27 protein-coding genes are annotated in these 24,735 nt (G+C 62.2%); 14 read left to right on the top strand and 13 right to left on the bottom strand.

The window, feature by feature from the left end; genetic code table 11:
* Window positions 1–452: integrase core domain-containing protein (locus tag E3O22_RS09930; RefSeq protein WP_166784618.1), on the top strand; the 452-nt coding region annotated here is incomplete at its 5' end.
* A gap of 66 nt (window positions 453–518) precedes the next feature.
* On the opposite strand, the gene E3O22_RS09925 is transcribed toward E3O22_RS09930, so the two are convergent.
* Window positions 519–908 (bottom strand): NUDIX domain-containing protein, encoded by a 390-nt coding sequence (locus tag E3O22_RS09925; protein ID WP_198410597.1) that lies wholly within the window; start codon window positions 906–908, stop codon window positions 519–521.
* A gap of 103 nt (window positions 909–1,011) precedes the next feature.
* Between E3O22_RS09925 and E3O22_RS09920 the strand changes: the two genes are divergently transcribed.
* Window positions 1,012–1,641 carry a class I SAM-dependent methyltransferase gene (locus tag E3O22_RS09920; protein WP_134393622.1) on the top strand — a complete coding sequence of 210 codons (630 nt, stop codon included), beginning with the start codon at window positions 1,012–1,014 and terminating at the stop codon, window positions 1,639–1,641.
* A gap of 131 nt (window positions 1,642–1,772) precedes the next feature.
* Here E3O22_RS09920 and E3O22_RS09915 read toward each other — a convergent pair whose 3' ends face one another.
* Window positions 1,773–2,264 carry a GNAT family N-acetyltransferase gene (locus tag E3O22_RS09915; RefSeq protein WP_134393621.1) on the bottom strand — a complete coding sequence of 164 codons (492 nt, stop codon included), beginning with the start codon at window positions 2,262–2,264 and terminating at the stop codon, window positions 1,773–1,775.
* Between the two features lie 816 nt (window positions 2,265–3,080).
* Between E3O22_RS09915 and E3O22_RS09905 the strand changes: the two genes are divergently transcribed.
* A complete protein-coding gene (locus E3O22_RS09905) occupies window positions 3,081–3,686 on the top strand; it encodes a GNAT family N-acetyltransferase (protein ID WP_134393620.1) in 606 nt (201 codons plus the stop codon).
* A gap of 143 nt (window positions 3,687–3,829) precedes the next feature.
* Here E3O22_RS09905 and E3O22_RS09900 read toward each other — a convergent pair whose 3' ends face one another.
* Entirely contained in the window at window positions 3,830–4,225 is a 396-nt protein-coding gene (locus tag E3O22_RS09900) for a cytidine deaminase (RefSeq protein WP_134393619.1), read from the bottom strand.
* Window positions 4,226–4,401: 176 nt separating this feature from the next.
* Between E3O22_RS09900 and E3O22_RS09895 the strand changes: the two genes are divergently transcribed.
* On the top strand, window positions 4,402–4,839 hold the full coding sequence (locus E3O22_RS09895; RefSeq protein ID WP_134393618.1) for an ASCH domain-containing protein: 438 nt from the start codon (window positions 4,402–4,404) through the stop codon (window positions 4,837–4,839).
* 34 nt (window positions 4,840–4,873) lie between these two features.
* Here E3O22_RS09895 and E3O22_RS09890 read toward each other — a convergent pair whose 3' ends face one another.
* Together E3O22_RS09890 and E3O22_RS09885 are read right to left on the bottom strand one after the other, a co-directional pair.
* A complete protein-coding gene (locus tag E3O22_RS09890; RefSeq protein ID WP_198410595.1) occupies window positions 4,874–5,410 on the bottom strand; it encodes a GNAT family N-acetyltransferase in 537 nt (178 codons plus the stop codon).
* Between the two features lie 75 nt (window positions 5,411–5,485).
* Window positions 5,486–5,881, bottom strand: coding sequence for a hypothetical protein (locus E3O22_RS09885; protein ID WP_134393617.1), 396 nt, complete (start codon window positions 5,879–5,881; stop codon window positions 5,486–5,488).
* A gap of 506 nt (window positions 5,882–6,387) precedes the next feature.
* Between E3O22_RS09885 and E3O22_RS09880 the strand changes: the two genes are divergently transcribed.
* Window positions 6,388–6,792: a hypothetical protein gene (locus tag E3O22_RS09880; protein WP_134393616.1), complete on the top strand. Its 405-nt coding sequence runs from the start codon at window positions 6,388–6,390 to the stop codon at window positions 6,790–6,792.
* A gap of 54 nt (window positions 6,793–6,846) precedes the next feature.
* Here the strand turns inward: E3O22_RS09880 and E3O22_RS09875 are convergent, their stop codons facing one another.
* The gene (locus E3O22_RS09875; RefSeq protein WP_134393615.1) at window positions 6,847–7,413 is read right to left on the bottom strand and encodes a GrpB family protein; all 567 of its coding nucleotides are present in this window, start codon (window positions 7,411–7,413) and stop codon (window positions 6,847–6,849) included.
* A 751-nt stretch (window positions 7,414–8,164) separates the two neighbouring features.
* Complete coding sequence (locus E3O22_RS15920; RefSeq protein WP_166784616.1) at window positions 8,165–8,326, bottom strand: hypothetical protein; 162 nt, start codon at window positions 8,324–8,326, stop codon at window positions 8,165–8,167.
* A 407-nt stretch (window positions 8,327–8,733) separates the two neighbouring features.
* Between E3O22_RS15920 and E3O22_RS09865 the strand changes: the two genes are divergently transcribed.
* The 3 genes from E3O22_RS09865 to E3O22_RS09855 all read left to right on the top strand — a co-directional run bounded on the left by E3O22_RS09865 (window position 8,734) and on the right by E3O22_RS09855 (window position 11,763).
* Window positions 8,734–9,108 (top strand): STAS/SEC14 domain-containing protein, encoded by a 375-nt coding sequence (locus E3O22_RS09865; protein ID WP_370448388.1) that lies wholly within the window; start codon window positions 8,734–8,736, stop codon window positions 9,106–9,108.
* A 318-nt stretch (window positions 9,109–9,426) separates the two neighbouring features.
* Window positions 9,427–10,965 (top strand): bifunctional diguanylate cyclase/phosphodiesterase, encoded by a 1,539-nt coding sequence (locus E3O22_RS09860; protein ID WP_134393631.1) that lies wholly within the window; start codon window positions 9,427–9,429, stop codon window positions 10,963–10,965.
* Window positions 10,966–10,974: 9 nt separating this feature from the next.
* Window positions 10,975–11,763: a class I SAM-dependent methyltransferase gene (locus tag E3O22_RS09855; RefSeq protein WP_134393614.1), complete on the top strand. Its 789-nt coding sequence runs from the start codon at window positions 10,975–10,977 to the stop codon at window positions 11,761–11,763.
* A 415-nt stretch (window positions 11,764–12,178) separates the two neighbouring features.
* Here the strand turns inward: E3O22_RS09855 and E3O22_RS09850 are convergent, their stop codons facing one another.
* Together E3O22_RS09850 and E3O22_RS09845 are read right to left on the bottom strand one after the other, a co-directional pair.
* Window positions 12,179–12,487, bottom strand: coding sequence for a GrpB family protein (locus E3O22_RS09850; RefSeq protein WP_370448387.1), 309 nt, complete (start codon window positions 12,485–12,487; stop codon window positions 12,179–12,181).
* A gap of 385 nt (window positions 12,488–12,872) precedes the next feature.
* Window positions 12,873–13,322: a cytidine deaminase gene (locus E3O22_RS09845; RefSeq protein WP_166784615.1), complete on the bottom strand. Its 450-nt coding sequence runs from the start codon at window positions 13,320–13,322 to the stop codon at window positions 12,873–12,875.
* Between the two features lie 106 nt (window positions 13,323–13,428).
* Between E3O22_RS09845 and E3O22_RS09840 the strand changes: the two genes are divergently transcribed.
* A complete protein-coding gene (locus E3O22_RS09840; protein WP_134393612.1) occupies window positions 13,429–13,761 on the top strand; it encodes a hypothetical protein in 333 nt (110 codons plus the stop codon).
* Between the two features lie 79 nt (window positions 13,762–13,840).
* On the opposite strand, the gene E3O22_RS09835 is transcribed toward E3O22_RS09840, so the two are convergent.
* From E3O22_RS09835 to E3O22_RS09825, 3 genes are all read right to left on the bottom strand, one after another.
* On the bottom strand, window positions 13,841–14,893 hold the full coding sequence (locus E3O22_RS09835; RefSeq protein WP_134393611.1) for a S66 peptidase family protein: 1,053 nt from the start codon (window positions 14,891–14,893) through the stop codon (window positions 13,841–13,843).
* 339 nt (window positions 14,894–15,232) lie between these two features.
* On the bottom strand, window positions 15,233–15,841 hold the full coding sequence (locus tag E3O22_RS09830; protein ID WP_134393610.1) for a hypothetical protein: 609 nt from the start codon (window positions 15,839–15,841) through the stop codon (window positions 15,233–15,235).
* A complete protein-coding gene (locus E3O22_RS09825) occupies window positions 15,828–16,394 on the bottom strand; it encodes an RNA polymerase sigma factor (protein WP_134393609.1) in 567 nt (188 codons plus the stop codon). Before E3O22_RS09825 ends, E3O22_RS09830 begins: the two co-directional genes overlap by 14 nt.
* 192 nt (window positions 16,395–16,586) lie before the next feature.
* On the opposite strand from E3O22_RS09825, the gene E3O22_RS09820 reads away from it, so the two are divergent.
* The 4 genes from E3O22_RS09820 to E3O22_RS09805 all read left to right on the top strand — a co-directional run bounded on the left by E3O22_RS09820 (window position 16,587) and on the right by E3O22_RS09805 (window position 21,120).
* Complete coding sequence (locus tag E3O22_RS09820) at window positions 16,587–17,384, top strand: carbonic anhydrase (RefSeq protein ID WP_134393608.1); 798 nt, start codon at window positions 16,587–16,589, stop codon at window positions 17,382–17,384.
* 179 nt (window positions 17,385–17,563) lie between these two features.
* The gene (locus E3O22_RS09815; RefSeq protein WP_134393607.1) at window positions 17,564–17,884 is read left to right on the top strand and encodes a nucleotide pyrophosphohydrolase; all 321 of its coding nucleotides are present in this window, start codon (window positions 17,564–17,566) and stop codon (window positions 17,882–17,884) included.
* On the top strand, window positions 17,871–19,652 hold the full coding sequence (locus tag E3O22_RS09810) for a DUF2075 domain-containing protein (RefSeq protein WP_134393606.1): 1,782 nt from the start codon (window positions 17,871–17,873) through the stop codon (window positions 19,650–19,652). The genes E3O22_RS09815 and E3O22_RS09810 overlap by 14 nt, the downstream gene beginning before the upstream one ends.
* A gap of 121 nt (window positions 19,653–19,773) precedes the next feature.
* Complete coding sequence (locus E3O22_RS09805; protein WP_241976604.1) at window positions 19,774–21,120, top strand: DUF1524 domain-containing protein; 1,347 nt, start codon at window positions 19,774–19,776, stop codon at window positions 21,118–21,120.
* Between the two features lie 96 nt (window positions 21,121–21,216).
* On the opposite strand, the gene E3O22_RS09800 is transcribed toward E3O22_RS09805, so the two are convergent.
* On the bottom strand, window positions 21,217–22,593 hold the full coding sequence (locus tag E3O22_RS09800) for a serine hydrolase (RefSeq protein WP_134393605.1): 1,377 nt from the start codon (window positions 22,591–22,593) through the stop codon (window positions 21,217–21,219).
* A 190-nt stretch (window positions 22,594–22,783) separates the two neighbouring features.
* Between E3O22_RS09800 and E3O22_RS09795 the strand changes: the two genes are divergently transcribed.
* The gene (locus E3O22_RS09795) at window positions 22,784–24,733 is read left to right on the top strand and encodes a tandem-95 repeat protein (RefSeq protein ID WP_134393604.1); all 1,950 of its coding nucleotides are present in this window, start codon (window positions 22,784–22,786) and stop codon (window positions 24,731–24,733) included.
* The last annotated feature ends 2 nt before the right edge of the window (window positions 24,734–24,735 follow it).

Here is a 24,735-nt window from a genome sequence, read left to right as displayed (position 1 = left end):
TCGTCCACGCCGACCGAGGCACGTCGATGACGAGCAAGACCGTCGCCGCGCTCCTCTCAGATCTCGAGGTCACCAAGTCGCACTCCCGGCCCCGGGTCAGCAACGACAATCCTTATTCGGAGTCGTGGTTCAAGACGCTGAAATTCGCCCCCGTGTTCCCGGAACGCTTCGGCACCCTCGGCGATGCCCGCCGCTTCATGAACACCTTCGTCGAGGGCTACAACCACAGCCACCGGCACACGGGCATCGGGCTCAACACCCCTGCCGACGTCCACTATGGCCTCGCCGCCGGCAAGGCCGTCGAGCGGGCGGCGACCCTCGCCACCGCGCGCGCCCGAAACCCCGAGCGCTTCAGCACCAGCTGCGACCCGAAGATCCTCGCCACCCCCGACGCGGCCTGGATCAACAAGCCAACCGAAGCTCAAAACGTGGAGCCGAAACTAGCCGCCTAAACTCACGCTGGCCTCATTCACCTTGACAAATTCCGGGCCGGCAGGTGGGGACCGGTACCTCAGGGATTAGGTCAGCACGTGTTTGAAAAGCGCTGGGTGCTCATCATCAGCTAGGTCCAAAGACGTCGCCTCGTCCAAACTGAACCGGCTTGAAGCGTCGTGTCCATCGGGCGCCGCATTGACGATGTTGCCGACCCACCCGTTGACCCTCCACGCCTCCAGGAGGGCGTCAGCTGTTCGACGCGTTAGCAAAGCGTTTCCATCAGGTGGGGTGATCTCCACGCCCAATTCTGCTCGACGTTCTCTCACGAGAGCCTGTCGACTACTCTCGCCTGGTTTGACGTGACCTCCCGGCAGGTCCCAGACATCGGGGAACCACGCTTTCGATGGTGATCGGTGTACGAGGAAAACGTGCCCCGGGCGTACGAGCAATCCGCACGACACATGATGCGTCATGTGTTCATCCATGGCACGAGCCAACGGACAGCCCATCCGTTGAGATCACAGGACCGCCGCTCAGGAGCGGAACGTCTACATGGCTTCTCCTAAACTCGGACCAATGACTGGCAATGTGGTTCGGGATGCATACGCCGGTCGGGCGAAGGAATACACGGCGCTGCTCGGATCGATGGCTCACACGCACGAAGCCGATCAGCGGCTTGTCGCCCAGTGGGCGCGCGACCTGCAGGGCGCGGTCATCGACGCGGGGTGCGGTCCTGGACATTGGACCGATTTCCTCAAGCAGCGTGGTGTCGATGTGGAGGGTGTCGATCAAGTTCAGGCGTTCATCGGGCGAGCGAGAATAAGATTCCCGACGGTCCCGTTTCGAGTCGCATCACTGTGCGATCTCGAGGTCCGAGACGGATACACAGCTGCAATTCTTGCGTGGTATTCCGTTATCCACCTTGCCCCGAGTGACTTGCCGGCGGTTTTGCGCGAGTTCGCCCGCTGTATTGTTCCTGGAGGCAGCCTCCTCCTCGGTTTCTTCGCGGGCGACACCGTCGAGCCGTTTCCACACGCCGTTACGACCGCCTACTTCTGGCCGATCGGAGAGATGAGCACGCAGCTCGAGGCCGCAGGGTTTCACGTTCACGCGGTGAACACCCGAACCGATCCGGGCAAGCGGTCCCACGCCGCGATCATCGCCCATCGATTAGATGGTTCAGTGCCCTCAGAAGCTCCGTGCTAGCCACAAGCTCCGGCGCCGATTCGTCCAAGGAACTTCAAAGATCTAAATCTGAGCAGCCTGTGTCAGGGGCCAAACCCTGACCGGGTACTGTAAACCGACTAAGTCCTTCGCTGGCCCTCAAGAATCGGAATTTACGCCAGTTCTTTCCGGAACCAGTGGTTCGCGTATGGGTCCGTGTTGTGCGGCGCTCCTTCGATGTAGCCAAGGGACGCGTACAGGCTTCGCGCTTCGACGAGGTCCGTGCGTGTGTCCAACTGCAATGCATCGAGTCCTAATTCGCGGGATTCGCGTTCCAGTTCCTTCATGAGAAGGCGTCCGACGCCCAAACCCCGTGCCGCCGGTTCCACGAAGACTCGGGTTACCTCGCCGATGTCGCAGGGGCGCAGCCGCATTCCTGCACAGCCGAGAACGGTGGCTCCTTGGCGGGCCAGCAGAAGGATGCCCAGCGGTGCGACCAGGTCGTCACTGGGGTATCCGGCCTGGGCGTCCAGGGTCTCCTGTCGAGAGGCGGGGCGCCCGTGGTAGCGACTCACAATGTCCTCATAGTACCGATGTGACACCACCTTGGCTTCAGCAGACGTCGGTGATGTCGCAAAGACAAGGATCGGCATCGTTGAAGTCATGCGTTCCACAGTAGTTCTCGAGCCACCGTCCAAGCGTGAGCCTGCTCCTACAGGGCGGCGTCCGGCTGCTGTTAGCGGGTGCCAGGCCCGGCGAGCCTGCGGCCCAGAGACGCTTGGAATCGGATCAAGTATCCATCCGGGTCCTGCACCAGGAACTGGGTAACGCCGGCCTCGGTCGTGCCGGTCCGGTACCACTTCGTCTCCGGCTCCATGAAGTGGGCCTAGCTCGCGCCCTCAAGAGCACTTAACAGTGGTTGTATCGACGCCACAGTGATCTGTAAGTTGATCCCGCGGCCGAGAGGCGGCTCCAGCGGGGCAGGTATCCAGTTCCGTCCTGATCCTCTTTGTTCGAGCATGATGTGCGCCGTGCCGCTGGTGATGTAGGCAGACCCCGCGTCGGGGCGGTCGTAGAGCACCACGAATTCGCAAAGGCGGCACCAGAAATCCAGGCTCGCCTCGAGAGAGGTGATCAGTAGCTCTGGGACTAGGGCCGGCCCTGGGGTGCTGTCCGCGTCTGGCACGACTTCGGTTTATAGCGAGATTTCTACCTCGCGGACGTGGGCCGATGCCGCTGGGACAAGGATCGGCACCGTAGGCATCATGCGGTGCACCTTACGCCGGGCGGATGTCTCGCGGTTTGGCCCTCGAAACCGAACATGATCAGCATCAGGGCATCCGATGCATGTCGTTCTGGTCGTACCTGCAGGAAGGATGCGTTCTCATTGTCGAGGGACAGGACCGGCATGCTACCCGCCGATCGCGAGCGGTCTTTGGAAAGCGAAGCTCACGGTTTCCGAGGTGCCTTAGTGTCAAACCATGGATCTCTCTGTACCGCGCACGCTCACAGGTGCGCTCGTGACCCTTGAACCGCTCTCTCTGGATCATGTGGGTGATTTGTGTGTGGCGGCGGACGAGGATGAACTCTGGCGTGCTTGGTACACCGCGGTACCGCACCCCGAGTCGATGGCTGGAGAGGTTGCCCGCCGGCTCAGTCTTCACGCACAGGGGCTTGTCCTGCCCTGGGCCACCCGGCTTACATCAACGGGACGGATAGTCGGCATGACGACCTTCATGAATCCGAACGCCGCTGCCCCGCGAGTGGAAATTGGATCGACGTGGCTGGCCAGAAGCGCTCAGGGCACAGGGGTGAATCGAGAGGCCAAGCTTTTGCAGCTGGGCTACGCCTTCGACGACTTGCACTGCATTGCGGTGGAATTTCGCACTCACTGGCACAACCGCCAATCGAGAAAAGCGATTGCGGCATTGGGCGCGAAGCAGGACGGGGTACTTCGCAGCGACTCCGTCGGACCAGACGGTGCCCTTCGGGACACCGTCGTATTTTCAATTATTCAAAGTGAGTGGCCCGCCGTTCGGGTCGGTCTCCGACACTCCCTGGCAATGGGCGGATTCTCCGCAGAATAGTTGCGCGATGGCAGAGACCGCCTCACCAGCTTGGATTCGTCTCCATCCCCGAACCTCACTCAATTCCGCTCGACGTTAGCGAAAGCGCTCCTCGTCGAACTGCTGAGTGCCGCCTTACATGGTCCATGCTGCGACAAACGGCATCAGGCCTCAATTGTGGCGACGCGAACGCCCTCGGCGGTCGGAAGAAGCACCCTGATGCCTGGGTAGTAATCGAAAAGGACCTGCCTGTCACGCCCGCACGGGCCGACAACGCCGCGTCCGTGATTGCCAACAGCGACGATTGTCTTGATTTCTCGGCCGCCCTGTGCACGCGCCGCGCCCAGTGCATCCAGCTCGGCGCACGGACCGCCGGGGAAGTGGAACAGATGCACCCCAGCGAACATACGGCCGTCGGCGTCTCGAACTGCCGCGCCCATAGTGTGTGCACCATCTTCATCGGCTCCGGCATCCGTGTTCGCGTCGATGACCTCTCTTGCGAGCTCAACGAGCTCAAGGTCTTCGGCCGTCGGCACTGCGAGTTCAGCGTTTGGGAGCATGAGGGTGATCCTACGGATCGAACCGGATCCAATTCCCGGCTACCCTGTCCGCAAGCCGGATCCTTTGGGACTCAAATTCAGCCGTCAGGCCATTCGGTCTCGCGAGTGCAGCTGGGGTCTCATTGTGGAACGCCCTACGGCACAGGGTCGCGAGCCTCGGCACGTAAAATCACCCCATGACTGACCACGGAGAATTCCAGATTGCTGAGTACGGTTTTCCGGGCCCACTTCGGGATCGGCTGGTCGCCTCAATCCTGGCCGGCACAAAGACATCGACAAGCTCGACCCGCGTGGAGTACTCGATAGAGGACGAACCGTTGCCGGTCATCGGGAACACGCAGACGGTCGTTGATTCACACAATTTCGCCGTGGCGACCATTCAGACAGTTGGGGTCGAGATTGTCCGACTCGCTGACGTCGGCCTCGAGCATGCGCACAACGAGGGCGAAGGATTCGTCTCCGTAGCAGCCTGGCGCCGCGGTCACGAAGCCTTCTGGCACAGCACGGAGATGCGGGCCTTCCTCAACAGCCCAACCTTCACAGTCGATGACGACACGCTCGTCGTGCTGGAGCGGTTCCAATTGATTGAGGCGCTCGGCCAAGCAAACCGATAGCCCTCAAACCGGCAGCCCGACGCCGTGCGGGCGATTACTCGTGAACGTTGGCTTCTGGTGTGCTGAGTTTGCTCACGGGTCGGATCAGCGCCACGCGCGGCCAGGCTTCGAGCCCTCGCGCAGCTTCTGAATCCATTCGAGCGCTCATCGTCGGGCCCCAGTCACGTGGCAAAAAAGCACGGAAGCCGAGGCGCTCGTAGTATGGCGCGTTCCACGGAACGTCTCGGAATGTGGTCAGTGTCACAGCGGGGAGTTCGCGTTCCCGTGCCCAAGAGTCAGCCAGGACAATCAGTTGCGCTCCGATGCCCTGACACGCGTGCTCCGGGTGGACCGTGACCTGCTCAATATGGGCAGCTCCGTCCACCTGCTCGAGGAGCACGTAGGCGACGATCACACCGTCGACCAGCCATACAAACGCTCCATGGTCCGTGACGAAGTGCTGGAAATCCTGCCTGTTGATCGGTTGATCATCGGCGACTATCGCCATGTTGATGTTGCGGAACATTTCGCCAGCGGCTCGCTCGATCTCGGTGATCCGGAAGTGGTCCTCGAGACTGGAAAGACGTCGCACCTTTCGATCCTCCCACTCCAGCTCAGGACCTACCCACAGGTCGAACCTCCATCGAGACGGTCCGGGTCTGATTCTTCAGAGCGATGCGTGCCAGGTTCGTCGAGTGGCGAACCGGGCGGTCAGGAAGAGCGCAACGCCAATGACTCCGAGGATCGCGGCGAACGTGATTCCCCAGTCCCACACGCTCGACTGGGTATGCACAAGGAGAAGTTCGCGGTCGCTCGTGAAATAGGAGCATCGGACCCCGACGGGAAAGAACGAAAATGCACCGTTCGCGGTCCAGCCTGCCGATGGCAGAGCCAGATTGCCTAGCTCGGGATTCTGATAGCAGGATTCACCGATACCCGCATGTGAGATGAACGCGAACTGCAGCGCAGCCATGGCCATGAGGGCCATGGACGGAATGCCGAGGATCCACGACCGCGCAGTCACGGCGAGGAGCACGGGGAAAGTCGGTCTTTGCAGTTGCATTCGCACCCCCCCTCCTTAACGAAGTACGTGCTTCCCGACACCGGGTAAGCGGTTGAAGACTGGAAGGAAGAAATCGCCGGCCTACAGAGTCAAGGCCCGTAGCCGAACCCTACGCGGGGCGCCTCCCGCCCACTACCTTCCTGGGCCAGTGCCTCCCTGACCTTTTGTTGATTTGTTTGCTTCAAGAATCGCGCTCCTGCGCCGTCCCCAGCGAATGACGAGCGCCAGAGCCACGATGATCCCACCCACAAGGAAAACCTGAACGACTACCCAAAAGTTCCACCAAGACAAAGAACCGAATTCCATCTCGACCATCCCTCGGCTCGCGGGCATTCGATTGCCCTTTCTAGCGCGAGCCTACGACCCGGTGGCGGCCCCGGGCAACGCGCTGCCGATTGCAAGCCAGGGGAAGCGTCTCGCGCAAAAGGCCAGGGCGCTACCCGCCCAAGGACACCTTGTGGCTTGATTTCGCAAACCGATAGGTTTGCCTCAATCAGGGGAGAAAAATGGCCGGCAAATGGACGTTTGTGTGGCTAGTCGCAATGTCGGCCACGGTATTCACACTGATGGGCTGTGCACCGGCCGAGGGCTTCTCCGACCTGCGTAGTACGCCCAGCGCTGAGGATGCCGTCCCTAGTGGCCTTCCTGATTACGCATTAGAGGATTTCGACGCCGACAGCCTGCGGTTTGTCAGTGCCGTTGACGAAACGCGGCTGTACTTGGCACGAGGGCGCGACTTCCCGGTCTGCCTGCTCGCCTATAGGACGGCCACCGACTGGCAAGGCGCGTGCGGCCAGAGTATGACGACCATGAAGTCGCCAGGATTTGAAGTCATGGTTGTGCAGGATGGCATGCCCAATCGAGAGGGCTGGAGCAAAGCAGGCGAGAACCTCCGCATCAAGGACCAGTAGGTCCAGTGTCACCGAAAGAGAACCTTCGCCGGGACGTGGTTCCCTGGGGACGGTTCAGCTGGTGGGCTGGCCTGCCCGCCAGGTGCGTGCATGGGTCAGTATCTGCTGGATGACGGCACTCTTGGCATCGGCGTAGTGGTTCATGTCGCTCCAGGTGTTCGCCGCGAGCATCCGCTTCGTGGATTCGTAGAGTGCACGGTCTGCAGCGCTGACCCGGAGCCAGTCGCGGAGGTCGAGGTAGTCGATCTGCTCAGCGGTCTCTGGCGGAAGGACGTGCACATGGAAGTCCAACTCCGCCGTGCGGAGCATCCGGTGGCCGTGTTCTCGGACACGGAGCCGCAACCCGATGGATTCCAATGGCACAAGGTAGGACTCTTCGTCGTCAATGTCGGCCACGACAAGCAACATGTCGATCACCGGTTTCGCAGCCAGGCCAGAGACTGAGGTCGAACCAATGTGTTCGACCGACAGCGCAGCTGGGCCCAAGGAGTCCTGGATCTTGCGCGCCATGGAAGCTGCCTTCGAAGGCCAAGTGTCGTTGTAATCGACGATGACGATCGCCCGTTGCTCACGACCACCGATCAGGATGGTGTCGAGTTCCGTGTCTCTTGCCTGGTCCATCCAGAGAGTCTGGCACGACAGGCTCGGCCGTCCAGGCCTGACGGAAGTCCCTCAGCAGCGGAACCGTGACCGCGTCACGCAGTCACCAGGTGAAACGTCGCTATGTCCACGACGGTTTATCCCTCAGACGGTGAGATCTGCCCAAACGAAGTTTGTGGTCTCGCCCGATCCCCAATCTTGACGAGGAATCGCTTAGGCGGCTGATGCCAACGGGCGCGCGCCGGTCACGGGCCAGCCCTCGCGGTAGTGAGCTTCCTTGATGACCCTGAGCGACGCAAAGTCTTACGCATCGCGATGTTGTCTTCGCGGGTCTGCCCCTCGAATCGATTGCCATCGCTTGAATACATCGGCGGTGAGGGCCTGCAGAATGGGCGCGCCCAACCCGCGGCCCCGAGCGTTCGCGGATAGCCGCAGGTCGAACAAGGGTGCGTCGTCGAGGAGGTCTTCGAGGATCACGAGGCCTACGCGCCCTTCGGATTCCGACTGGACCCAGAAGCTCGCGTGATCGGGGCCGCCACATGCTCCCTCGGAGGTCTTTCGCTCGAGATCCGTGCGGGACGGTCTGGCGTTCACGTGGAAGGGGAACTCGTCAGACATCATGAACTGCATCAGTGCAGCGTGGTCAGCTGGCAGGTCGAGCGCGGTAAACGTGATGTCCAGGCTGCTGTCTCCTCAGTGATCGCGTGAGAGGGTACCGTTTGGGCTGAATCGAGCCCGTTCAAGCTGGGCCCGATGTCGTCAATGACTCGATCTACCCATTCGAACCGATCGAGCTGTTGATCTGGAGGGGAAAGAACCAGACGACAGCGGTCGACTCCTCCGTTTCGAGGACTGGCAGTTCCTCGGCAAGGCGGCAGAGGTAGGCGGTCGTAAGGTAGCTCACGACGTCACCGTTCGGATACTCGTTCGTCAAGTCGACCGGCGTAACCTTCGATTCTGCATCTGGCGTCGTGACCAACAATCGATCCGCGATAAACAAAAGCGAACCTTGGGGAGCAGCCCGGGGCCACTCCGCCCACAGCTACGTCGGGAGACAGGCCCCAGCTTTTTGCCGTGTAGGAGCTTCGGATGTCCCGTGAGAGGTCGCTCAGTCGTAATTCGTTCAGGGCCGCTGTGAGATCGGTAATCTGCATACCTGATCGGTATTGGACCCGGCATTTGGATACTCGCTAATTAATTGCATCCTCCGTGCCTGCAGAGGCAAGAACCGCTCTCGGCCTGCAACTTACCGTCCTCGTGACGGGAGAAATCGATGAACCCGAGTACCTTTGAGGAGCGGCTGAATGGTTCGGCGGCGTGCTCGGGGGAGGACACGTGGTGGTGGATCCGGTCGCTGCAAACGAGGCAAAGCTCAGCATTGAAATGACTGATGGCGGGCTTCTCCATCTGCGCTGGCTGCCCGGGGTCCACGTTCAGGTCGAGGACGCTCGGGCAGCGATGGCGAAAGTCAACGAGGTCTGCCAGCAGGAAGAGCATCCCATGCTCGTCGATATGGCAGCAGTCGGTTCGGTTAGCCGTGAGGCCAGGGCTGTTTGGTCCATTCCTTGCAGCGCCTCACGCATTGCTCTGTTAGGCGAATCGCCTGTAGATCGGGTCCTGGCGAACTTCTTCCTCGGTGTGCACGTCCCGCCTTGTCCGACTCAATTTTTTACATCGCGCAGCGAGGCCTTGGCCTGGCTTAGTGCCCGTGCGTGAGCGCCGGGAAGTGCTGCCTGCCGAGATGAGGGCCACACCGGGCGTCTGTCCTTCGAGCGGGGAACCGCCGGTGGCGGTTCCCGACACGTTCCGGCCAACCGGCAGGGTTACTGACCGCCCGTCGGGCTGGCAGGCGCCTTCGGGTGGGTACTCCTCTTGGCGGAGTATCGATAGTGGGCCCACATCCGAGGTTGCTGGTGACCGCAGGATTCAGGACGTGACAGATCGATTCAGGGCGACCCCGGGGCAGTTGCCAGTTCTTCAGCCGGGGTCTGCAAAGGGCCAGACTTCCCGTCGTGGATTGCACCTTTGGACGTCATGAGCTCGGGAAAGGCCGCTGAGGACCCGCGCCTGCAGCAGTTGGTGGAGGGCATTGTCCGGTTGGCTGCCGGTGAGCTGGACACACGCATGAAAACTTCGGAACGTAGGGATGACATCGATGCTGTCATCACGGGTGTCAACCTGCTCGCGGAGGAACTTGACCATATTTATTCGGATCTGGAACGGCGGGTTGCCGACCGTACGGCCATGTTAGGGCGAGCGCAGGCTGAGCTGGAACAGATGGCCAAGACGGATGCCTTAACAGGCCTTGCGAATAGGACCCTGCTCAACGAGCGGATCCAGGAGGCAATCCTGGCCAGTGCGGACAGCGGGAAAGCCCCGGCCGTGCTGGTGCTGGATCTGGATTCTTTCAAGGCCATAAATGACACTCTGGGCCATGGTGCCGGTGACGCCGTGTTGGTCGAGGTTGCCAAGCGTCTCCGGTCCGCCGTCAGGGCTGCCGATACAGTGGCCCGTCTGGGTGGGGATGAATTTGCCATCGTCATCACTGAGGCCACGGAAGAAGAGATCCTGCAAATTGCACACCGGGCATCCGAGCAACTGCAGGACAGTGTGCGTGTCGGAACCGAAACGGTCTGGGCAATGGCCAGCATCGGGGTTTGCATCGGCACGCCGGGGTATCCGGCCGAGGCGCTGATGCGCGATGCTGACATCGCCATGTATCAGGCGAAGGAGCAGGGTCGCAACAACGTCCAGCTCTTCCACCCCGATATGCTCGAGGCTGTCCGGGAACGCTCACGCATAACCGCCGAACTGCGTAGCGCTGTTGCCGGCGGCGAACTGGCACTGCGGTACCAGCCGGTGGTCGAATTGGCCTCCGGCAGGGTCATAGGCATCGAAGCCCTCCTTCGGTGGCATCATCCCGTGCGCGGAATTATTATGCCGGACAGCTTCATCCGCATCGCGGAAGAAACCGGCCTGATCCTAGAGCTGGGGCGGTGGGTGCTGCATGAAGGAGTCGCCCAGATGAGACGCTGGAGCGAAACCGCACCTGACCTGACGGACTTCCGTCTGCACATCAATCTTTCCGCTGCCGAACTGCTTCGCAGCGATCTGCTGGAGGACATCAGGGATACGCTGGACCGGCATCACGTGCCTCCGCGGCGTTTGGTTTTGGAGATCACCGAGACCGTGTTGATGTCCAGGGGAACGGCGGAAGAACAGGTCTTCAGCGGGCTGCGGGACATGGGCGTGGGGCTGCAAATTGACGACTTCGGTACCGGCTATTCGTCCATCAGCTATCTCCGGTCGCTTCCCGCGGACACGGTGAAGGTCGACCAATCCCTGATTCAGGACATGGGCTCGGACCCGCAGCAGCTGAAATTCATTGCTGCCATTCTTCAGCTGATTTCCTCTGCGGGACTGAAAGCGATCGTGGAAGGCATCGAAACCGCCGAGCAGGCGATCCAGTTGCAGGCCATGGGTTGCCTTTACGGGCAAGGCTATTACTACAGTCACCCGCTGCCGCCCGCGAAGGTACTGGATCGGCTCCGGGGTCTCGCGCAGCGTCGGTAGAGTTAGGGCATGTCAAAGCTTTGGGAACAGATGCTGCTTGTCCCAACAGTAGTACGCCTCACTTCCCGGGTGCCGAGAGACCCGGCGGCCGCGTGGGATGGGTACTGGCGCGGAATCCACACCACCGGCCGTTCCGGAGACGTGCTGTGGGACTCCGGATCCCGGACCGAGCATGCGCAGTACTCCGACGCCGTCGTAGCCCACTTTGATCCGGCTCTTCCGGTGATTGACGTTGGGTGTGGCAACGGCACCTACACCCGCTGGCTTGCTGGTCTTTTTCCAAGCGTTCTCGGCATCGATGTTTCAACCGGCGCGGTCGAGTTGGCGAGGAGGGAAACTGAAGGCGTCCAGAACGCCGACTTCATGGTCATGGATGCTGCGGAAGTAGGTGCGGGAGAGCACCTGTTGGAGTGGATGGGGCCTGCCAACGTTTTTGTCCGCGGAGTTTTTCACGTCCTGAAACCCGACAAGCAGTCCAGCTTGGCTGCCAACCTGCGAACCGTCATCGGGCGCAGCGGCCGGGTGTTACTCGCCGAAACCAACTTCCAAGGAAACAGCCTCGCCTACCTGCAGCAGCTGGGCGCCACGCCGCGAAGCATACCCCGGCAGTTGCAGAGCGCCCTGGAAAACCTGCCCCGCCCCGGGCGTTTCGGCGCCCAGGAACGGCACCGCACATTTTCGGATTCGGACTGGCAGTTGATCGCGGACGGGCCGGTGAACATCGAAGTGGTCCTGATGAAATCCACCGGTCTTTCGCAGCAGATTCCGGGATATTTCGCTCTTCTAGCCGGCAAATAGATCTAGCGAACGTCCGCCCTGAGCGTCAAACGGTGGACTTGCTCTGAGGTACTGGCGAAGCGAATCGCGGTCCGCCTCGCCATAGCCAACGATCTCGACTGTGACGGAGTCAAAGGTAAAGCTCAGTGCGCGCAGGGGGGTTCTGCGACGTGATGTAGAACAACCCTGGCCACGCGAGGCCGCCGATCGGCGGCCCATCAGGATCGGGGTTAGCGAGAGTGACGCCAAACTCGGCGGCTAAGTCACGGCCGACATGGAACGGGAGCCCGACAGTATCCGGCACAGTCACACGATCCGCCAACAGCTCATCCACAGCAACAAGCTACTCGCCGCCCGCCACGAAAACACCCCGCACCAGATCCGCGACCGTTGCATCGGTGGAACCGTCGCCGGGACGTGGGTACGTGGGGACGGTTCAGCTGGTGGGCTGTCCTGCTCGCCAGTTGCGTGCATGGGCCAGTATCTGCTGGATGATCGCACTCTTGGCGTCGGCGTAGTGGTTCATATCGCTCCATGTGTTCGCCGCGAGCATCCGCTTCGTGGATTCGTAGAGTGCACGGTCAGCCGCGCTGACCCGGAGCCAGTCGCGGAGGTCGAGGTAGTCGATCTGCTCAGTGGTCTCTGGCGGAAGAACGTGTATGTGGAAGTCCAACTCCGCCGTGCGGAGCATCCGGTGGCCGTATTCTCGGACACGGATATCCGCCGTTCTTGGCCTACTTTTCAACCGTCGCTGACAGCCGTAACTGCGTTAAGCAAGTGTCTCGCCCTTTGTGACCTGGGCTTGTGATCCGCCAAAGGAAGGCCCGTTCTCCGGTCGAGTCGAGAACGGGCCCAGGCCAGGGGGAGGTTGTGAGCACTGCGCCGCAACGGGGTGCTGACTGTTTGTAAGCCGGACTCTCACGGGCTCTGTGCTGAGCCTCTTCGTCGTGAACCACGACGCCGCAACCGTGGCGGTGCTATTTTTACTTCTTTCGCGACGGGAAAAGACCAAAACATGACTCCAGCGCCCAAAGCGAATGCCACGCCAAGGGCGATCGCAAGATCCATAACTTGTCCCCCATATGGTTGTGATCGAGAGCCTACCGGGGGTGGATCCCCCTAACGACGAGCTACCGCGCAATCAAACCCGTCGCCGCTTCAGCGGCCGCTTTCTCTTCGGCTAGCCAGTCGAATCCCAACGGCAGCAAGTCGGTGATTGACACATTTCGGACCCCCATCGGTGTGGGGACAATAACCCGAATGTTGGGGTGGTAATCGGCAAGGACTTGGCGATCGCGGCCGCATGGGGCTTTCACACCGCGACCGCTGTCGCCCACGGCCACAATCGCCGTTAGCTCGCGCGCCCCAGATGTTCGTGCCGTTCCCAGCGCGACGAGCTCAGCGCAGGGCCCACCCGTGAAGTGATAGACATTGACTCCCACGTGGATACGCCCCGCAGCATCCCGAACAGCAGCTCCGACTGTGTGCACCCCACCTTCAACGTCCGCGTTGGCATCAATAGCCTCCTCCGCTTTCGCAATGAGTTCCCGGTCTTCATCGGTGAGTTGGCGCATATCCATGTTGTTGAGCGTATTGCGCGTGCAAGCTCTGTGCGCGGAACGAACCCCTGTGGATCGCTGGAGCGATTCCGTCTTCTACAAGGGCGAGACCTGCGAGACTCACCACATGACAACTCCGACAAGTGCTCAGATACGACGTGCTGTGTCTCCGGTGCTCATCGGGTTCGTGGGGATGATCGTCGTTCCACTCTGTATTGTGCTCGCGACCACCTCTTGGGATGCACCAGACGGAGCAGATTTCGTACGGATGGCCTTCGGTATCGTAATCGCCACCACCTTGGCGACGGTGGCGGCGTGGTGGCTGGCGTTTAACCGGATGAAAGCGGGTCGTAGTGACCGCTACTGGTTCTGGGGTGTTGCTGGGATCGTCACTCTCTCCTCGGTCGGCAGCATCTTCAGTGTGGCTGAGAATCTGCTGGCGCAACTCACCCATCTATAGAGCGCCAATCCGCCACACGGCAAGTAGCGCTAAGCGAGCTCTGGGCGCCACCGTCCTGGTCCTCGGACCAAGGGAACTGTCAGCTGTAGTTCGCGGTGACCGTCCGCGCGCGACCGTCGAGGCGAATTCGCCCGCCGTACGGCAGGATCCACTGTGGGCGGGTGTGACCGAAGGGCACACCGACGCAGACCACGGCCTCCGGGTTGTAGCGCGTGATCTCGCTGATAACCGCATTACGTTGAGCGGCGCGACGGCGCGCACGCTCTTCCGCGGTAGGGAGAACCTCAGGGCTGCTGACGGGAGGTCGCGCAACGATGAGACCGTCCACTGCATTGAGGATGCCCCGCTCTCCGAGGGAGCGTATCCATCGCTGCACCCACACGGCTGGTGGTAATTCTTCGCTGGACTCGAGGATCAGGATTGTCCCTGCCAGATCTGCCAGTGGCGGCAGACGGTCAGCCATCGCCATCTGGTCGACAACTTCAATGCAACCGCCCCAGGTGCGACCGTTGACCTCGCGTTCCGGCCCGGCCCAGGTCCACGGTTCTGTGGGTTCTCTGTCGCCGAACTCGGTCAGGGCTCGCGGGGACAGCCAATCGTGTCCGAAGTCCTCCGACTCTCCTGGCTCGAAAATGTTCAGTTCTCCGCCGGTGAACAGTGCCGCCCTGAGCGAAGCGAGGTGGACGTCGTCGATCTGCGGTCCGGGCCCGAGGTGCACCTGCGTCGACCCGCCGTAGAAGCCGACTATTCCGAGTGACCAGAGCCAGTTCAGGATATGGGTGTTGTCGCTGTAGCCAAGGAAGATCTTGGGGTTTGCTGCGGCAAGTTTCGCATCAAGGTGAGGGATTACGGTGATTTGATCATCGCCACCAATGGTCGAGAGGATCGCACGGATCGTGGGGTCACCAAACGCCGCATTGATGTCAGCAGCACGACCCTCGGGTGTGGCGCCCAGTCGGCGGGTGGTGGCATACTCCACGGGGACAAGTCCAGCTGCCGTGATGAGTCGGCGCATCGCCTGCTCGTGGACCGCTGGCGCGAATCCGGGAGCAGCGAACGAAGGCGAAAGAATAGCGACCCGATCGCCTGGAATCAGTTTGGGCGCGGATGACAGCGCGTGATGCTCAACCATTGCCTCATCTAATCAGCACGAAAATCGAATCGGTCGCGGACACACGCGCGTACGTGATCTCGGTGCCGAAGGCAGACCGTCGCGCATTTGTCCAACAGGCCGTCGGACAAATGCTCCACAAGCTGAAGTTTGTGACACTGGAAGCTGAAGGTCGAATGCCTGCCTGCCTGCCTTCTGCACTGCGCCCAGCAGATAATCCCGCAGCAGTGAGCCACGATCGCTCCGGCAAACTCGTTTTCTTCCGGGGCGCGACACAACGGTCGCACTGACCGCCGCGGGGTCCGAAACCAGATGGGACGATTCCGAACCGGTCCCGTCATCCGCTCTCGCAGGCGTGGATCAGCCCGGGAACGCCGCGTCGTAGACCGCGCGGAGCTCGGCACTGTCGGCCCCGGTGACGCCGCAGCCGGTGATCGTTCCATCGACTGCACCGACGAGGTAGCTCTGGCCGACCTCGAAGGGCACGCCCGAGAAATCGGAGGTGATCGCGTCGACCTGCGTTACCTCCACACGGTCGGCGACGTTGCCAGCGAAGCGCTCCGTGACCTCTAGAAGAACGGTGTCGCCCTGGATCTGCAGCACCGTCGCGGCGAAGGCCTGCTCCTGCGCCGCGACGGTCGCCGGCTCAAGTCTGAGGCAGCTGCCGCTCGCGAGGCCTCCGCCCAGGGGAGGCTGGAGCGCCTCGACGGTGGGTTCCGGGCCGCCGACGACGAGGGGCACGACGATTGCGGCGGCGATGGCGAGGCCGGCGGCGACGCCGACCACCGGCATCCACCGCCGGAAGGCGCGTCGCGGCGCCGTAGGGGTGACGGTCGTGGTGTCAGGGGATTGGTCGGTCATGATCTGCTCCATTCTGTGGTCGAGCCATGTCGGCGAGGCAGGGGGTAGCGTGCGGGCCGGATCGGCGGCGCGCAGCTGATCGCGCAGCGCACGGTCATCGTCGTGCATCGTCGCTCCCTTCGTCGTACCGTACATGTCCGGTCGGGTCGCCGGATTTCAGTAACTCCTGCTTGAGGCGCGCCTTCGCACGGTGCAGGCGGATCGCCGCTGCGTTCGCGCTGATGCCGAGCACGACGGCAATCTGCGGGCTCGTCAACTCGTCCCACGCCCACAGCCGCAGGATTTCGGCCTCGTTTCGACGCAGGCCGGCGAGGGCGGTGGTCACGCGGGCCGCCTCGGCGGCGCCATCGACGGTGGCTGCTGCGGGGTTCTCGTCCGCAGCGGATGGCGGCGGGTCGACGGCAATGATGCGGCCGACGAGACGGATGCGCCGGCGCTCGGCGCGTTGAGCGTTGCTGAGGCACTGTCGAGCGACGACGATCGCCCAGGGGAGTGGGTCGTCGGGCACCTCGTCGAGGCGGCGCCAGCACACCAGCAGGGTGTCGCCGATCACGTCGTCGGCCGTCGCGGCGTCGGTGCGGCGGTGCAGGTAGCGGCGCACAGGGTCGACGACGAGCACGACGAGGTTACGCATCCGCTTCTCGCGATCGGTGTCGGTCACAACTCTCATACTGAGGGATGTCCGGCAGGGGCGCGGGGATTTCAGGCGTGGTGCTTTCGCACTGCAGGAGATCGGCGATGAGCGTAGGCCGGCTGCAGCGAGAAGATAATTCGGGAAGGCGGCTCTGTCACGAGAGTGGTCACGCCACATGTTCGGTGTGGCGTTTTTCTCTGCCGTTTTCTAGGAGTTCCCATGTCCGCACGACCCTGGCTCGTCACCTCAGCTCTCACGGTGGCCGCCATCACCCTTGTCGGCTGCGCCCAGCCCGCGACGGAGTCGAGCAAGCCACCGGTGGCGGAGCCGGTGCACTGGTCGTACGACGGCGCGAGCGGCCCGGCATCGTGGGCGGAGCTGGACCCCGGCTTCGCGGCCTGCGGCGTGGGCACCGCCCAGTCCCCGATCGACCTGCCCGCGACCGTGCCCGCACCGAGCTCGGTCATCCAGCTGAGCGCGGAGGACGCGGAGGCCGATGTGTTTGACACCGGGCACGCGGTGGAGTTCGAGGCCGACGGCGAGGGCGAGACCCTGACTTTCGCCGGCGACGAGTACAGTCTGCAGCAGATGCACGCCCACGTGCCATCGGAGCACACCGTGAACGGCCAGCCGGCGGCGGCCGAGCTGCACCTGGTGCACGCGGATGCGGCTGGCAAGCCACTGGTGCTGGGCATCCTCGTAACCGAGGGGCAGACATCCGATGCCCTGGCGCCGTTCATCGACGCGGCCACGCATCTGGCTGACGACGAGGACGTGACAATGGATATCGCGGCCGTGCTGCCGCGGTCGCTGGAGCACTACGAGTACTCGGGAAGCCTGACCACGCCGCCGTGCACCGAGGATGTGCAGTGGGTCGTGATGAGCACGTCCATCTCGATGTCGGCGGAGCAGATCGGCATTCTCGAGGGCGCACATAGTCATAACGCCCGGCCGACGCAGCCGCTGGGGGGCCGGGATGTGGTTGGCGGATCCGCGGAGCTCGGGTTCGAGGGGTAGCGGTCGGGTCGCGCCGTGCCGGCGCGCCGGGGTTTCCGGACCCGCCCCAATGTGCCGGGGCCCCGAACTCACAAGATGCGTTTGTGAGCAGGATGCAGTTCGCCAGCGGCATGGCTGCGCCGACAGGCTTGGCGGCCGACGACAAAATCGGGAGGAACGCACACTGCTAGGTTTGCGTCATGGACGAAATTTCAGTCCGCGACGAAATCGCAGCCTTCGTCGCCGAGCGTGATTGGGCGCAGTTCCACAGTCCCGAGAACCTGGCGAAGAGCATCGCCATCGAAGCCGGTGAACTACTCGAGTGCTATCAGTGGAACGCGGATGCCGACGCCGCCCGGGTACACGATGAGCTGGCGGACGTGCTTACCTATTGCATCCTGCTGGCCGACCGCCTCGGAGTCGATCCGAACCAGATCGTTCTCGACAAGCTGGCCAAAACCCGCGAGAAGTATCCAGTCGACAAAGCCCGGGGGCGCAGCGTCAAATATGACGCACTTTGAGATCGAGCGGCTCGACTTCACGAAAGAAGCGGTCCGGGCCTGGGCGCCGCGCGACCACCGCAACACGAACTGGCCGGTCGTGTACGTTCTGGACGATGCCAAAGCCGGCGGCAAGCCCGCGGTCAGGGGCGGGCTCAACGACGTCTACGTGGGGGAGTCGCGCAACGCGGCCGGGCGCATGCGCCAGCACTTTGAATCGTCCGAGAAGCAGCACCTGAGCACGGTCCGGGTCATCGTTGACGCCACGTTCAACAAATCGGTGTGCCTTGACCTGGAGTCCTACCTGATTCGGATGCTTGCCGGCGACGGTTTCTATCGCGTTCTGAACCGCAACGACGGAATCACCGAGGCGGACTACTACGACCGCGGTCGGTACCGCGAGACCTTCCGGGAGGTGTTCGACGAACTCCGGCGAGACGGAGTCTTCACTCGGAGCATTCCGGAGATCGAAAACAGCGACCTCTTCAAGCTGTCACCGTTCAAGGCGCTCTCGCAGGACCAGGCCGTCGCCGTCGACGGCATCCTCGAGGGGCTCTTCGAAGATCTGGAGGCCGGCCTTGACAGCACGATCGTCGTGCAGGGTGACCCGGGCACTGGCAAAACCGTGGTCGCCATCTACCTGCTCAAGCTGCTCGTCGACATTGCGGCCTTGACGCCCGGCGTTGACGTGGACAGCGACTCCCTGTTCTCCGAATTCTTCTTGCCGGGCTATCGGGAGCTTCTCACCGACATCCGGATCGGCCTGGTGGTGCCGCAGCAGTCGCTGCGTGAGTCGATCAAGAAGGTGTTCCGCAAGACGCCGGGGCTTCGGCCGGAGATGGTCATGACCGCGTTCGAGGTCGGATTCGCCGAGGAAGACTTCGACCTGCTCATCGTCGACGAATCCCACCGGCTGAACCAACGAGCCAATCAACCCTCTGGTGTCCAAAACAGGAACTTCAGCCTCATCACCCAGAAGCTCTTCGGGAGCGACGACAAGACGAAGACCCAGCTCGATTGGATCACCGCGAAGAGTAAGCATCAGATTTTCCTGCTGGACGCGGCGCAAAGTGTGCGCCCGGCCGATGTGCCGGCAGAACTGCTGAACAGCCTCGTTCTCGAAGCGCGCCTCACGAAACGTCACTATCCGCTGATGTCGCAAATGCGAGTGCAGGCGGGTTCGGACTATGTCGGCTACGTCAGGCGCATTCTCGACGCGACGACCGCGATCAGCAGGCCGCAAGCCGTGGCTCCCGAGGTTTTCGAGGGCTACGACTTTCGGCTGTTCGACAGCCTTGTGGAGATGCGCGCGGAGATCCGTCGCAGGGATGCCGAGGTCGGCCTCTCACGCTTGCTCGCCGGCTACGCGTGGGCCTGGAAGACCAAGACCGACAAGACCGCGTTTGACATTGAGGTCGGCGACTGTCAGTTGCGCTGGAACAGCACGCAGACCGACTGGATTGCCTCACCGAAGTCCGTGGACGAAGTGGGCTCGATCCATACCGTGCAGGGGTATGACCTCAATTACGCCGGCGTGATCATCGGCCCGGACCTTTGCTACGACGCCAGGGTGAGCAAGCTGGTCATCGATCGGGGCTCGTACTTCGAGAAGAAGGGCAAGGAGAACAACGACGTCCTCGGCAAGAAGTACACCGACGACGACCTTCTGCGGTTCATTACCAACATCTATGCGGTTCTTCTGACCCGTGGTATCCGGGGGACTTACGTCTACGTCTGCGATCCAGCACTTCGCGCCTATCTGCGGGGATTCATACCGAGCGTTGTGTAACTGGAACTTGCTGGTTCCCCGTTCTGGGGTGTTCGCCTGCTGATCGGCCAATCCCTGCCTCCAGTACGTTTCAAATAGGCGTGTCTGCACTCTCGTCGAGCGCTTTGAAATGGGGGATCAGATGATGAAACTTGGCAAGAAGAAACCGGAGCCGGCCAAGACCCTTATCGACGGGCCGTCGACCGCCGAAAAGAAGGGGGCCAAGCCGAACCTCAGTACCTGGATCCTCGGCGGGTTGGTCGCTTTCTTCGCTCTGATGTACGCCATCCTCGGTGGATTCCCCGCAATTCTCGTCATCCTGGGAATGGCTGCCCTCGTGACGGGTGTGTACGCGATCTCTGGTCGCCGACCGTGGGCATCCGTATCAGCCCGCAAGACAACTGCGATCGCGGTGGCTGCCAGCCTGATCCTCTTCATCTCAGGTGGGGTCGCTGCTGCGGCGCCCGGCGCAGTTGATAATGCTGTTTCCGAGCAGCCCACGGCTAGCGCGATACCGAGTGCAACCCCAAGCCCAACCCCTACCCCGACCAGATCACCGGGAACGGAATTCTCCGAAGAAGCACCGGTTGACCCCTCGATCGTCTCCGCTCCGATTGAGGTCGCATCAGTCGTCACCGCTGACACCAGCTCCACCGACACCACGGCGCTCGCGCTCCTCGCAACCATCCCCGTCAAAGGCAAGGCAGCGAAGACCGGCTACGAGCGCACCGGCATGTTCGGCTCCGCCTGGATCGACGTGGACCGCAACGGATGTGACACCCGTAACGACATCCTCGCTCGAGACTTGAGCCCTACGACCAAGTCGGGGACCTGTCGAGTGATGACCGGTTACTTCGTCTCGCCGTACACCGCCACGCCAATCGCCTTCGTTCGGGGTCAGGACACGTCAGCGTTGGTCCAGATCGACCATGTAGTCGCTCTCTCGAATGCGTGGCAGACGGGCGCTCAGCAGCTCACTCAGGCTCAGCGCGTTTCTCTGGCGAACGATCCCATGAATCTCCTCGCCGTCGATGGTCGCTCCAACGCGCAAAAGGGCGATGGCGATACCGCCACCTGGTTGCCGTCGAACAAAGCAATCCGCTGTGGCTACGTCGCACGTCAGGTGTCCGTCAAAGCAACGTATGGTCTGTGGGTCACTCAGGCTGAGCACGACGCTATGACCAGCATCCTCGGCTCCTGCAATGGTGAGATGGCACTGACCTCCTCGTTCACGCCGGCACCAGCTCCGGTTGTTATTGCCCCGCCGGCACCGGCTCCGGCACCGGCTCCTGCTCCAGCACCCGCTCCGGCTCCTGCACCCGCTCCGGCTCCTGCACCTGCACCTGCACCTGCACCTGCACCTGTCGGGGTCACCTACGCGAACTGCGACGCTGTGCGCGCTGCGGGAGCGGCACCGCTGTACGCGGGAGAACCGGGTTACGCACCCAAACTCGACCGCGACGGTGACGGCATCGGCTGCGATACCTGAAGAATCACTGACTTCTGTCGAAACGGCTCTGGTGACTGAAGTCGCGCATTGGGCTGGAGCCGATCTGAAGAAGCCAGAGGGCGGGGCACGTCCGTGTTAGCGGCTGACCAGGTGAGTGGGCGGCAGTTCCCTGAACGCAACGTTCTGGTCAATGTCAAGCGTCAACGCGTCATCCCGAAACTCGAGCGTGTACGTGCGCGTGAACGGCGTGCCCACGTCGTGCGCCCGCACGACCAGAGTGCCGGGGGAGACCCACGCGCCGCTCGCCAGAACCTGGGCATCCGCGGACGCCAACCACTCGCCGTACCCGAAGGCCAGCGGCGTGCTCACACCGCCACGGATGATCGTGAGCAGACCCGGCTCGAGAGTCGCCGCGGTCACCCCCGGATCGTCGAAGTCGAAGCGGATGCCGGCCACCCGCGCCGCCGTCGGTGACGTGGCGTCGCCGATGACGGTCGGCAGGGTGAGGGACGCCAGCGTCTCGGCGAGACCGGACGACACTTCGGCGAGCGGCTGGTCGCTGAACGCGGGCAGCAGGTGTTCCCAGACGAGGTCGAGGGCGCGCTGCGCGGTGGGGAGCGCAGAGGTCAGCACGATCACGGCATCCGTTTCTGGCAGCACCAGGCAGAACTGGCCGAAGGCACCCTCGGCCCGGTAGCCGGTCGGCCGGTTCAACCAGAACTGGTAGCCGTAGCCCTGGCGGCCGTCGAAGTCGTGGTCGGTGCCCGACGTGTCCACCTGCGCCGAGGTGGCCTCGTCGATCCACTTTGCCGGAACGAGTTGCGTGCCGTTCCACTCGCCGCGTTGCAGCAGCAGCTGGCCGAAGGTCGCGAGCTGCTCGGTCGTGAGGGCGAGCCCCCAGCCGCCGGCATCGATTCCGCGCGGGCAGCTCTCCCAGGTGGCGCCGACGATGCCGAGCGGCTCGAACAGTCGAGGGGTGAGGTAGTCGAGCAAGCGCTCTCCGGTGAGCCGCTGTAGGATCGCCGAAAGCAGGTAGCTCGCGCCACTGTTATAGACGTAGTGGGTGCCCGGCGCGAACTCGAGGGGCTGGGCCAGGATGGTGCGCGCCCAGTTGTCGCCGTGCGAGTCGTCGGCGAGCGACACCGTGTCGGTCGGATGCCCCGTGGTCATGGTGAGCAGGTGGCGCACGTTCAGCGCCCCCAGATGGGGGTCGATCTGGGCGGGCAGGTCCTCGGGGAGCAGGTCGACGACGAGGCCGTCGAGCGTGAGCAGTCCCTCACGGATTGCCAGCCCGACGGCGGTTGAGGTGAAGCTCTTGCTCACCGAGAACATGAGGTGCGGATGTTGCGCCGCGAAGGGATACCACCAGACCTCAGCGATGACGCGGCCGTGTCGAACGACCATCAGGCTGTGCAGGCTCTCGAGCAGTTGCTCCGCCGCGGCGACGAAATCGAGAATGGCGGTGGAGGAGATTCCCTCGGCTTCGGGGGTGCTGCGGGGGAGCGGGGTCATGGTCCAATTCTGCAGGATGCGATGTGTTTGGCTCAATCCGGCAGCCGCACAGTCCCTAACTGGGGTATGTACAGTCCGGACCCCTATTGACAGGATCTTCAAGATCTCGCCACCGACACCTAGCGGTGGCATGGTCTTGCTCGGAGGAACTTGCACCTTCGAGAAACCCGACTAGCTAAAGGCCCCTGTCTTGATTCCTGTCAAATTTCGTGTTGGTGCGATCACTGCCCTGAGCGCCATTATTCTCGCTGTGTGCGTTTCACCTGCTTCTGCCGCCACTAACTCGCTAACGATCACCCCCACCGAGTGGAACGTCGTCGGGTTGGACAGCAACAGTGTCACGTCAGGGCCCAACCAGTTTTCGGTTGGTGCCGAGGTATGCAACGTAACCGGCACGGCAGTTACCGGTGTTGACGTGGCATGGAATTGGACGACTGCCAATACCTACATCAATCTCGACAGCACTTCGACAAAGAGTGTTCCCTCTATCGCTGCGAATTCGTGCACCAAGCTGTGGTGGACGGTCGAGATCACACGCAATGCGGCGGCCTACAACGCCAAACGTGGCTTCACGATTTCGGCTGCGGCCCCGGGAGTCACGACAGTGAGCACCCCGACGACACGCGAGATTTACGTAGAGAAGCTCGTCTCTCAAAACCGCAATGCAGTGACCTCCGTGACGGGACCGACAAATGTTGTTGTTGGTCAGACAGTCAGCTACTCGCTGACGGGAAAGACTGCCACGCAGGGTTACGAGCAACTGTCCGCTGGGCCCTCGCTTGACGGCACCATTTTTGAAATCCTGTCCGTGATTGGCACCTATACGCAGCCAGAAACAGGTGCCGGCGGGCCGCCGACCGCCGGTTTCTACGCTGACGCGTGCACATGGGACCCGGTTACGACAAGTGGGTCCTATCGGTCCTGTCTAAGGACGGGCAAGGCAGGCGGCAACTCGATTGTGGTCACGGTTACGGCCTTGGTAAAAGCTCCAGGTACCGGTCTCGTCAATGCAAACATTTACGACTATTCGGGCTCCTCATACCACTACAACTCCGATCTCGGCACGTATACCAAGTCCGTCACCGCCACGAACCCGGTGGTTCCGTCTTCGCCGGTGGCTGTTGATGATGGGCCGTTTGCGGTGACTTCTGGGGTGGCCCGGACGGTTGATGTTCCGGCGAATGACACGGATGTTGATGGCGACCTGGATCTCACCTCCGTCGTGGTGACGACGCCGTCCGCTCACGGCCCGACGTCGGTCAACGCGACCACGGGTGTTGTCACGTACACGCCGTCGGGGTCGTATGTTGGCTCGGACTCGTTCGAGTACCGCATTTGTGATGGGCGATCGGTGTGTGACACCGCCACGGTGACTTTCAACGTCACGGCAGTTCCGGTGGTACCGGTGGTTCCGTCTTCGCCGGTGGCTGTTGATGACAGCTCGCCGGCCGTCTCCGGTGTCACCCTGGTGTTTGATGTCGCGGACAACGATTCGGACGACGACGGAAATCTCGATGTCACGACCGTGTCGGTGACTGTGGCGCCATCACACGGTGCCGTCTCGGTCGACCCTGTTTCTGGTGAGATCAGATACACCGCGGACTCGTTGTACACAGGGACCGATACGTTTACGTATGAGATCTGCGACACCACAGACCGTTGCGACACCGCAATCGTCACAGTCAGGGTTACGGCTCCTCCGGCAACCAGTACGCCACCAGTTGCTGCAGACAACGACGTGACCACGACTACCGGCAAACCAGTAGTCGTCGATGTCCTCGGCAATGACACTGACCGTGATGGTGATCTTGACCCGACTTCGGTCTCGATCGTTGCCGGACCCAGCCACGGCACCGTCGATGTTGACCCTGATGCCGGAGAGGTAACCTATTCGCCCGACTCCAGCTACACCGGCACCGACTCCTTCACCTACAAAGTTTGTGACGTTGACGGCAATTGCGACACCGCCACTGTCACAGTGAAGGTCGGCGTGGTAGCAGGCGTGGTAGTCGGCCCGCCAGTCGATGCTGGTCGATCTCTCGCAGTCACGGGCGCCGACTCTGGCCAACCGATAATTCTTGCGACTCTGCTCTTCCTGACGGGACTTCTCCTCGCCCGCGAACGCCGTCGATCTATCTGAGG

It is taken from the genome of Cryobacterium sp. TMT2-18-2 (assembly GCF_004402245.1).
GTDB lineage: Bacteria > Actinomycetota > Actinomycetes > Actinomycetales > Microbacteriaceae > Cryobacterium > Cryobacterium sandaracinum.
The sequence above is the reverse complement of the archived record's forward strand: the minus strand, read 5'-3'. Positions and strand labels throughout refer to the sequence as shown.

Bases quoted from the DNA above. Each gene is read 5' to 3' on its own strand.
- E3O22_RS09925 (WP_198410597.1), bottom strand. From the start codon at position 908: ATGACGCATCATGTGTCGTGCGGATTGCTCGTACGCCCGGGGCACGTT.
- E3O22_RS09920 (WP_134393622.1), top strand. From the start codon at position 1,012: ATGACTGGCAATGTGGTTCGGGATGCATACGCCGGTCGGGCGAAGGAA.
- E3O22_RS09915 (WP_134393621.1), bottom strand. From the start codon at position 2,264: ATGACTTCAACGATGCCGATCCTTGTCTTTGCGACATCACCGACGTCT.
- E3O22_RS09905 (WP_134393620.1), top strand. From the start codon at position 3,081: ATGGATCTCTCTGTACCGCGCACGCTCACAGGTGCGCTCGTGACCCTT.
- E3O22_RS09900 (WP_134393619.1), bottom strand. From the start codon at position 4,225: ATGCTCCCAAACGCTGAACTCGCAGTGCCGACGGCCGAAGACCTTGAG.
- E3O22_RS09895 (WP_134393618.1), top strand. From the start codon at position 4,402: ATGACTGACCACGGAGAATTCCAGATTGCTGAGTACGGTTTTCCGGGC.
- E3O22_RS09885 (WP_134393617.1), bottom strand. From the start codon at position 5,881: ATGCAACTGCAAAGACCGACTTTCCCCGTGCTCCTCGCCGTGACTGCG.
- E3O22_RS09880 (WP_134393616.1), top strand. From the start codon at position 6,388: ATGGCCGGCAAATGGACGTTTGTGTGGCTAGTCGCAATGTCGGCCACG.
- E3O22_RS09875 (WP_134393615.1), bottom strand. From the start codon at position 7,413: ATGGACCAGGCAAGAGACACGGAACTCGACACCATCCTGATCGGTGGT.
- E3O22_RS09860 (WP_134393631.1), top strand. From the start codon at position 9,427: ATGAGCTCGGGAAAGGCCGCTGAGGACCCGCGCCTGCAGCAGTTGGTG.
- E3O22_RS09855 (WP_134393614.1), top strand. From the start codon at position 10,975: ATGTCAAAGCTTTGGGAACAGATGCTGCTTGTCCCAACAGTAGTACGC.
- E3O22_RS09845 (WP_166784615.1), bottom strand. From the start codon at position 13,322: ATGGATATGCGCCAACTCACCGATGAAGACCGGGAACTCATTGCGAAA.
- E3O22_RS09840 (WP_134393612.1), top strand. From the start codon at position 13,429: ATGACAACTCCGACAAGTGCTCAGATACGACGTGCTGTGTCTCCGGTG.
- E3O22_RS09835 (WP_134393611.1), bottom strand. From the start codon at position 14,893: ATGGTTGAGCATCACGCGCTGTCATCCGCGCCCAAACTGATTCCAGGC.
- E3O22_RS09830 (WP_134393610.1), bottom strand. From the start codon at position 15,841: ATGCACGACGATGACCGTGCGCTGCGCGATCAGCTGCGCGCCGCCGAT.
- E3O22_RS09820 (WP_134393608.1), top strand. From the start codon at position 16,587: ATGTCCGCACGACCCTGGCTCGTCACCTCAGCTCTCACGGTGGCCGCC.
- E3O22_RS09815 (WP_134393607.1), top strand. From the start codon at position 17,564: ATGGACGAAATTTCAGTCCGCGACGAAATCGCAGCCTTCGTCGCCGAG.
- E3O22_RS09810 (WP_134393606.1), top strand. From the start codon at position 17,871: ATGACGCACTTTGAGATCGAGCGGCTCGACTTCACGAAAGAAGCGGTC.
- E3O22_RS09805 (WP_241976604.1), top strand. From the start codon at position 19,774: ATGATGAAACTTGGCAAGAAGAAACCGGAGCCGGCCAAGACCCTTATC.
- E3O22_RS09800 (WP_134393605.1), bottom strand. From the start codon at position 22,593: ATGACCCCGCTCCCCCGCAGCACCCCCGAAGCCGAGGGAATCTCCTCC.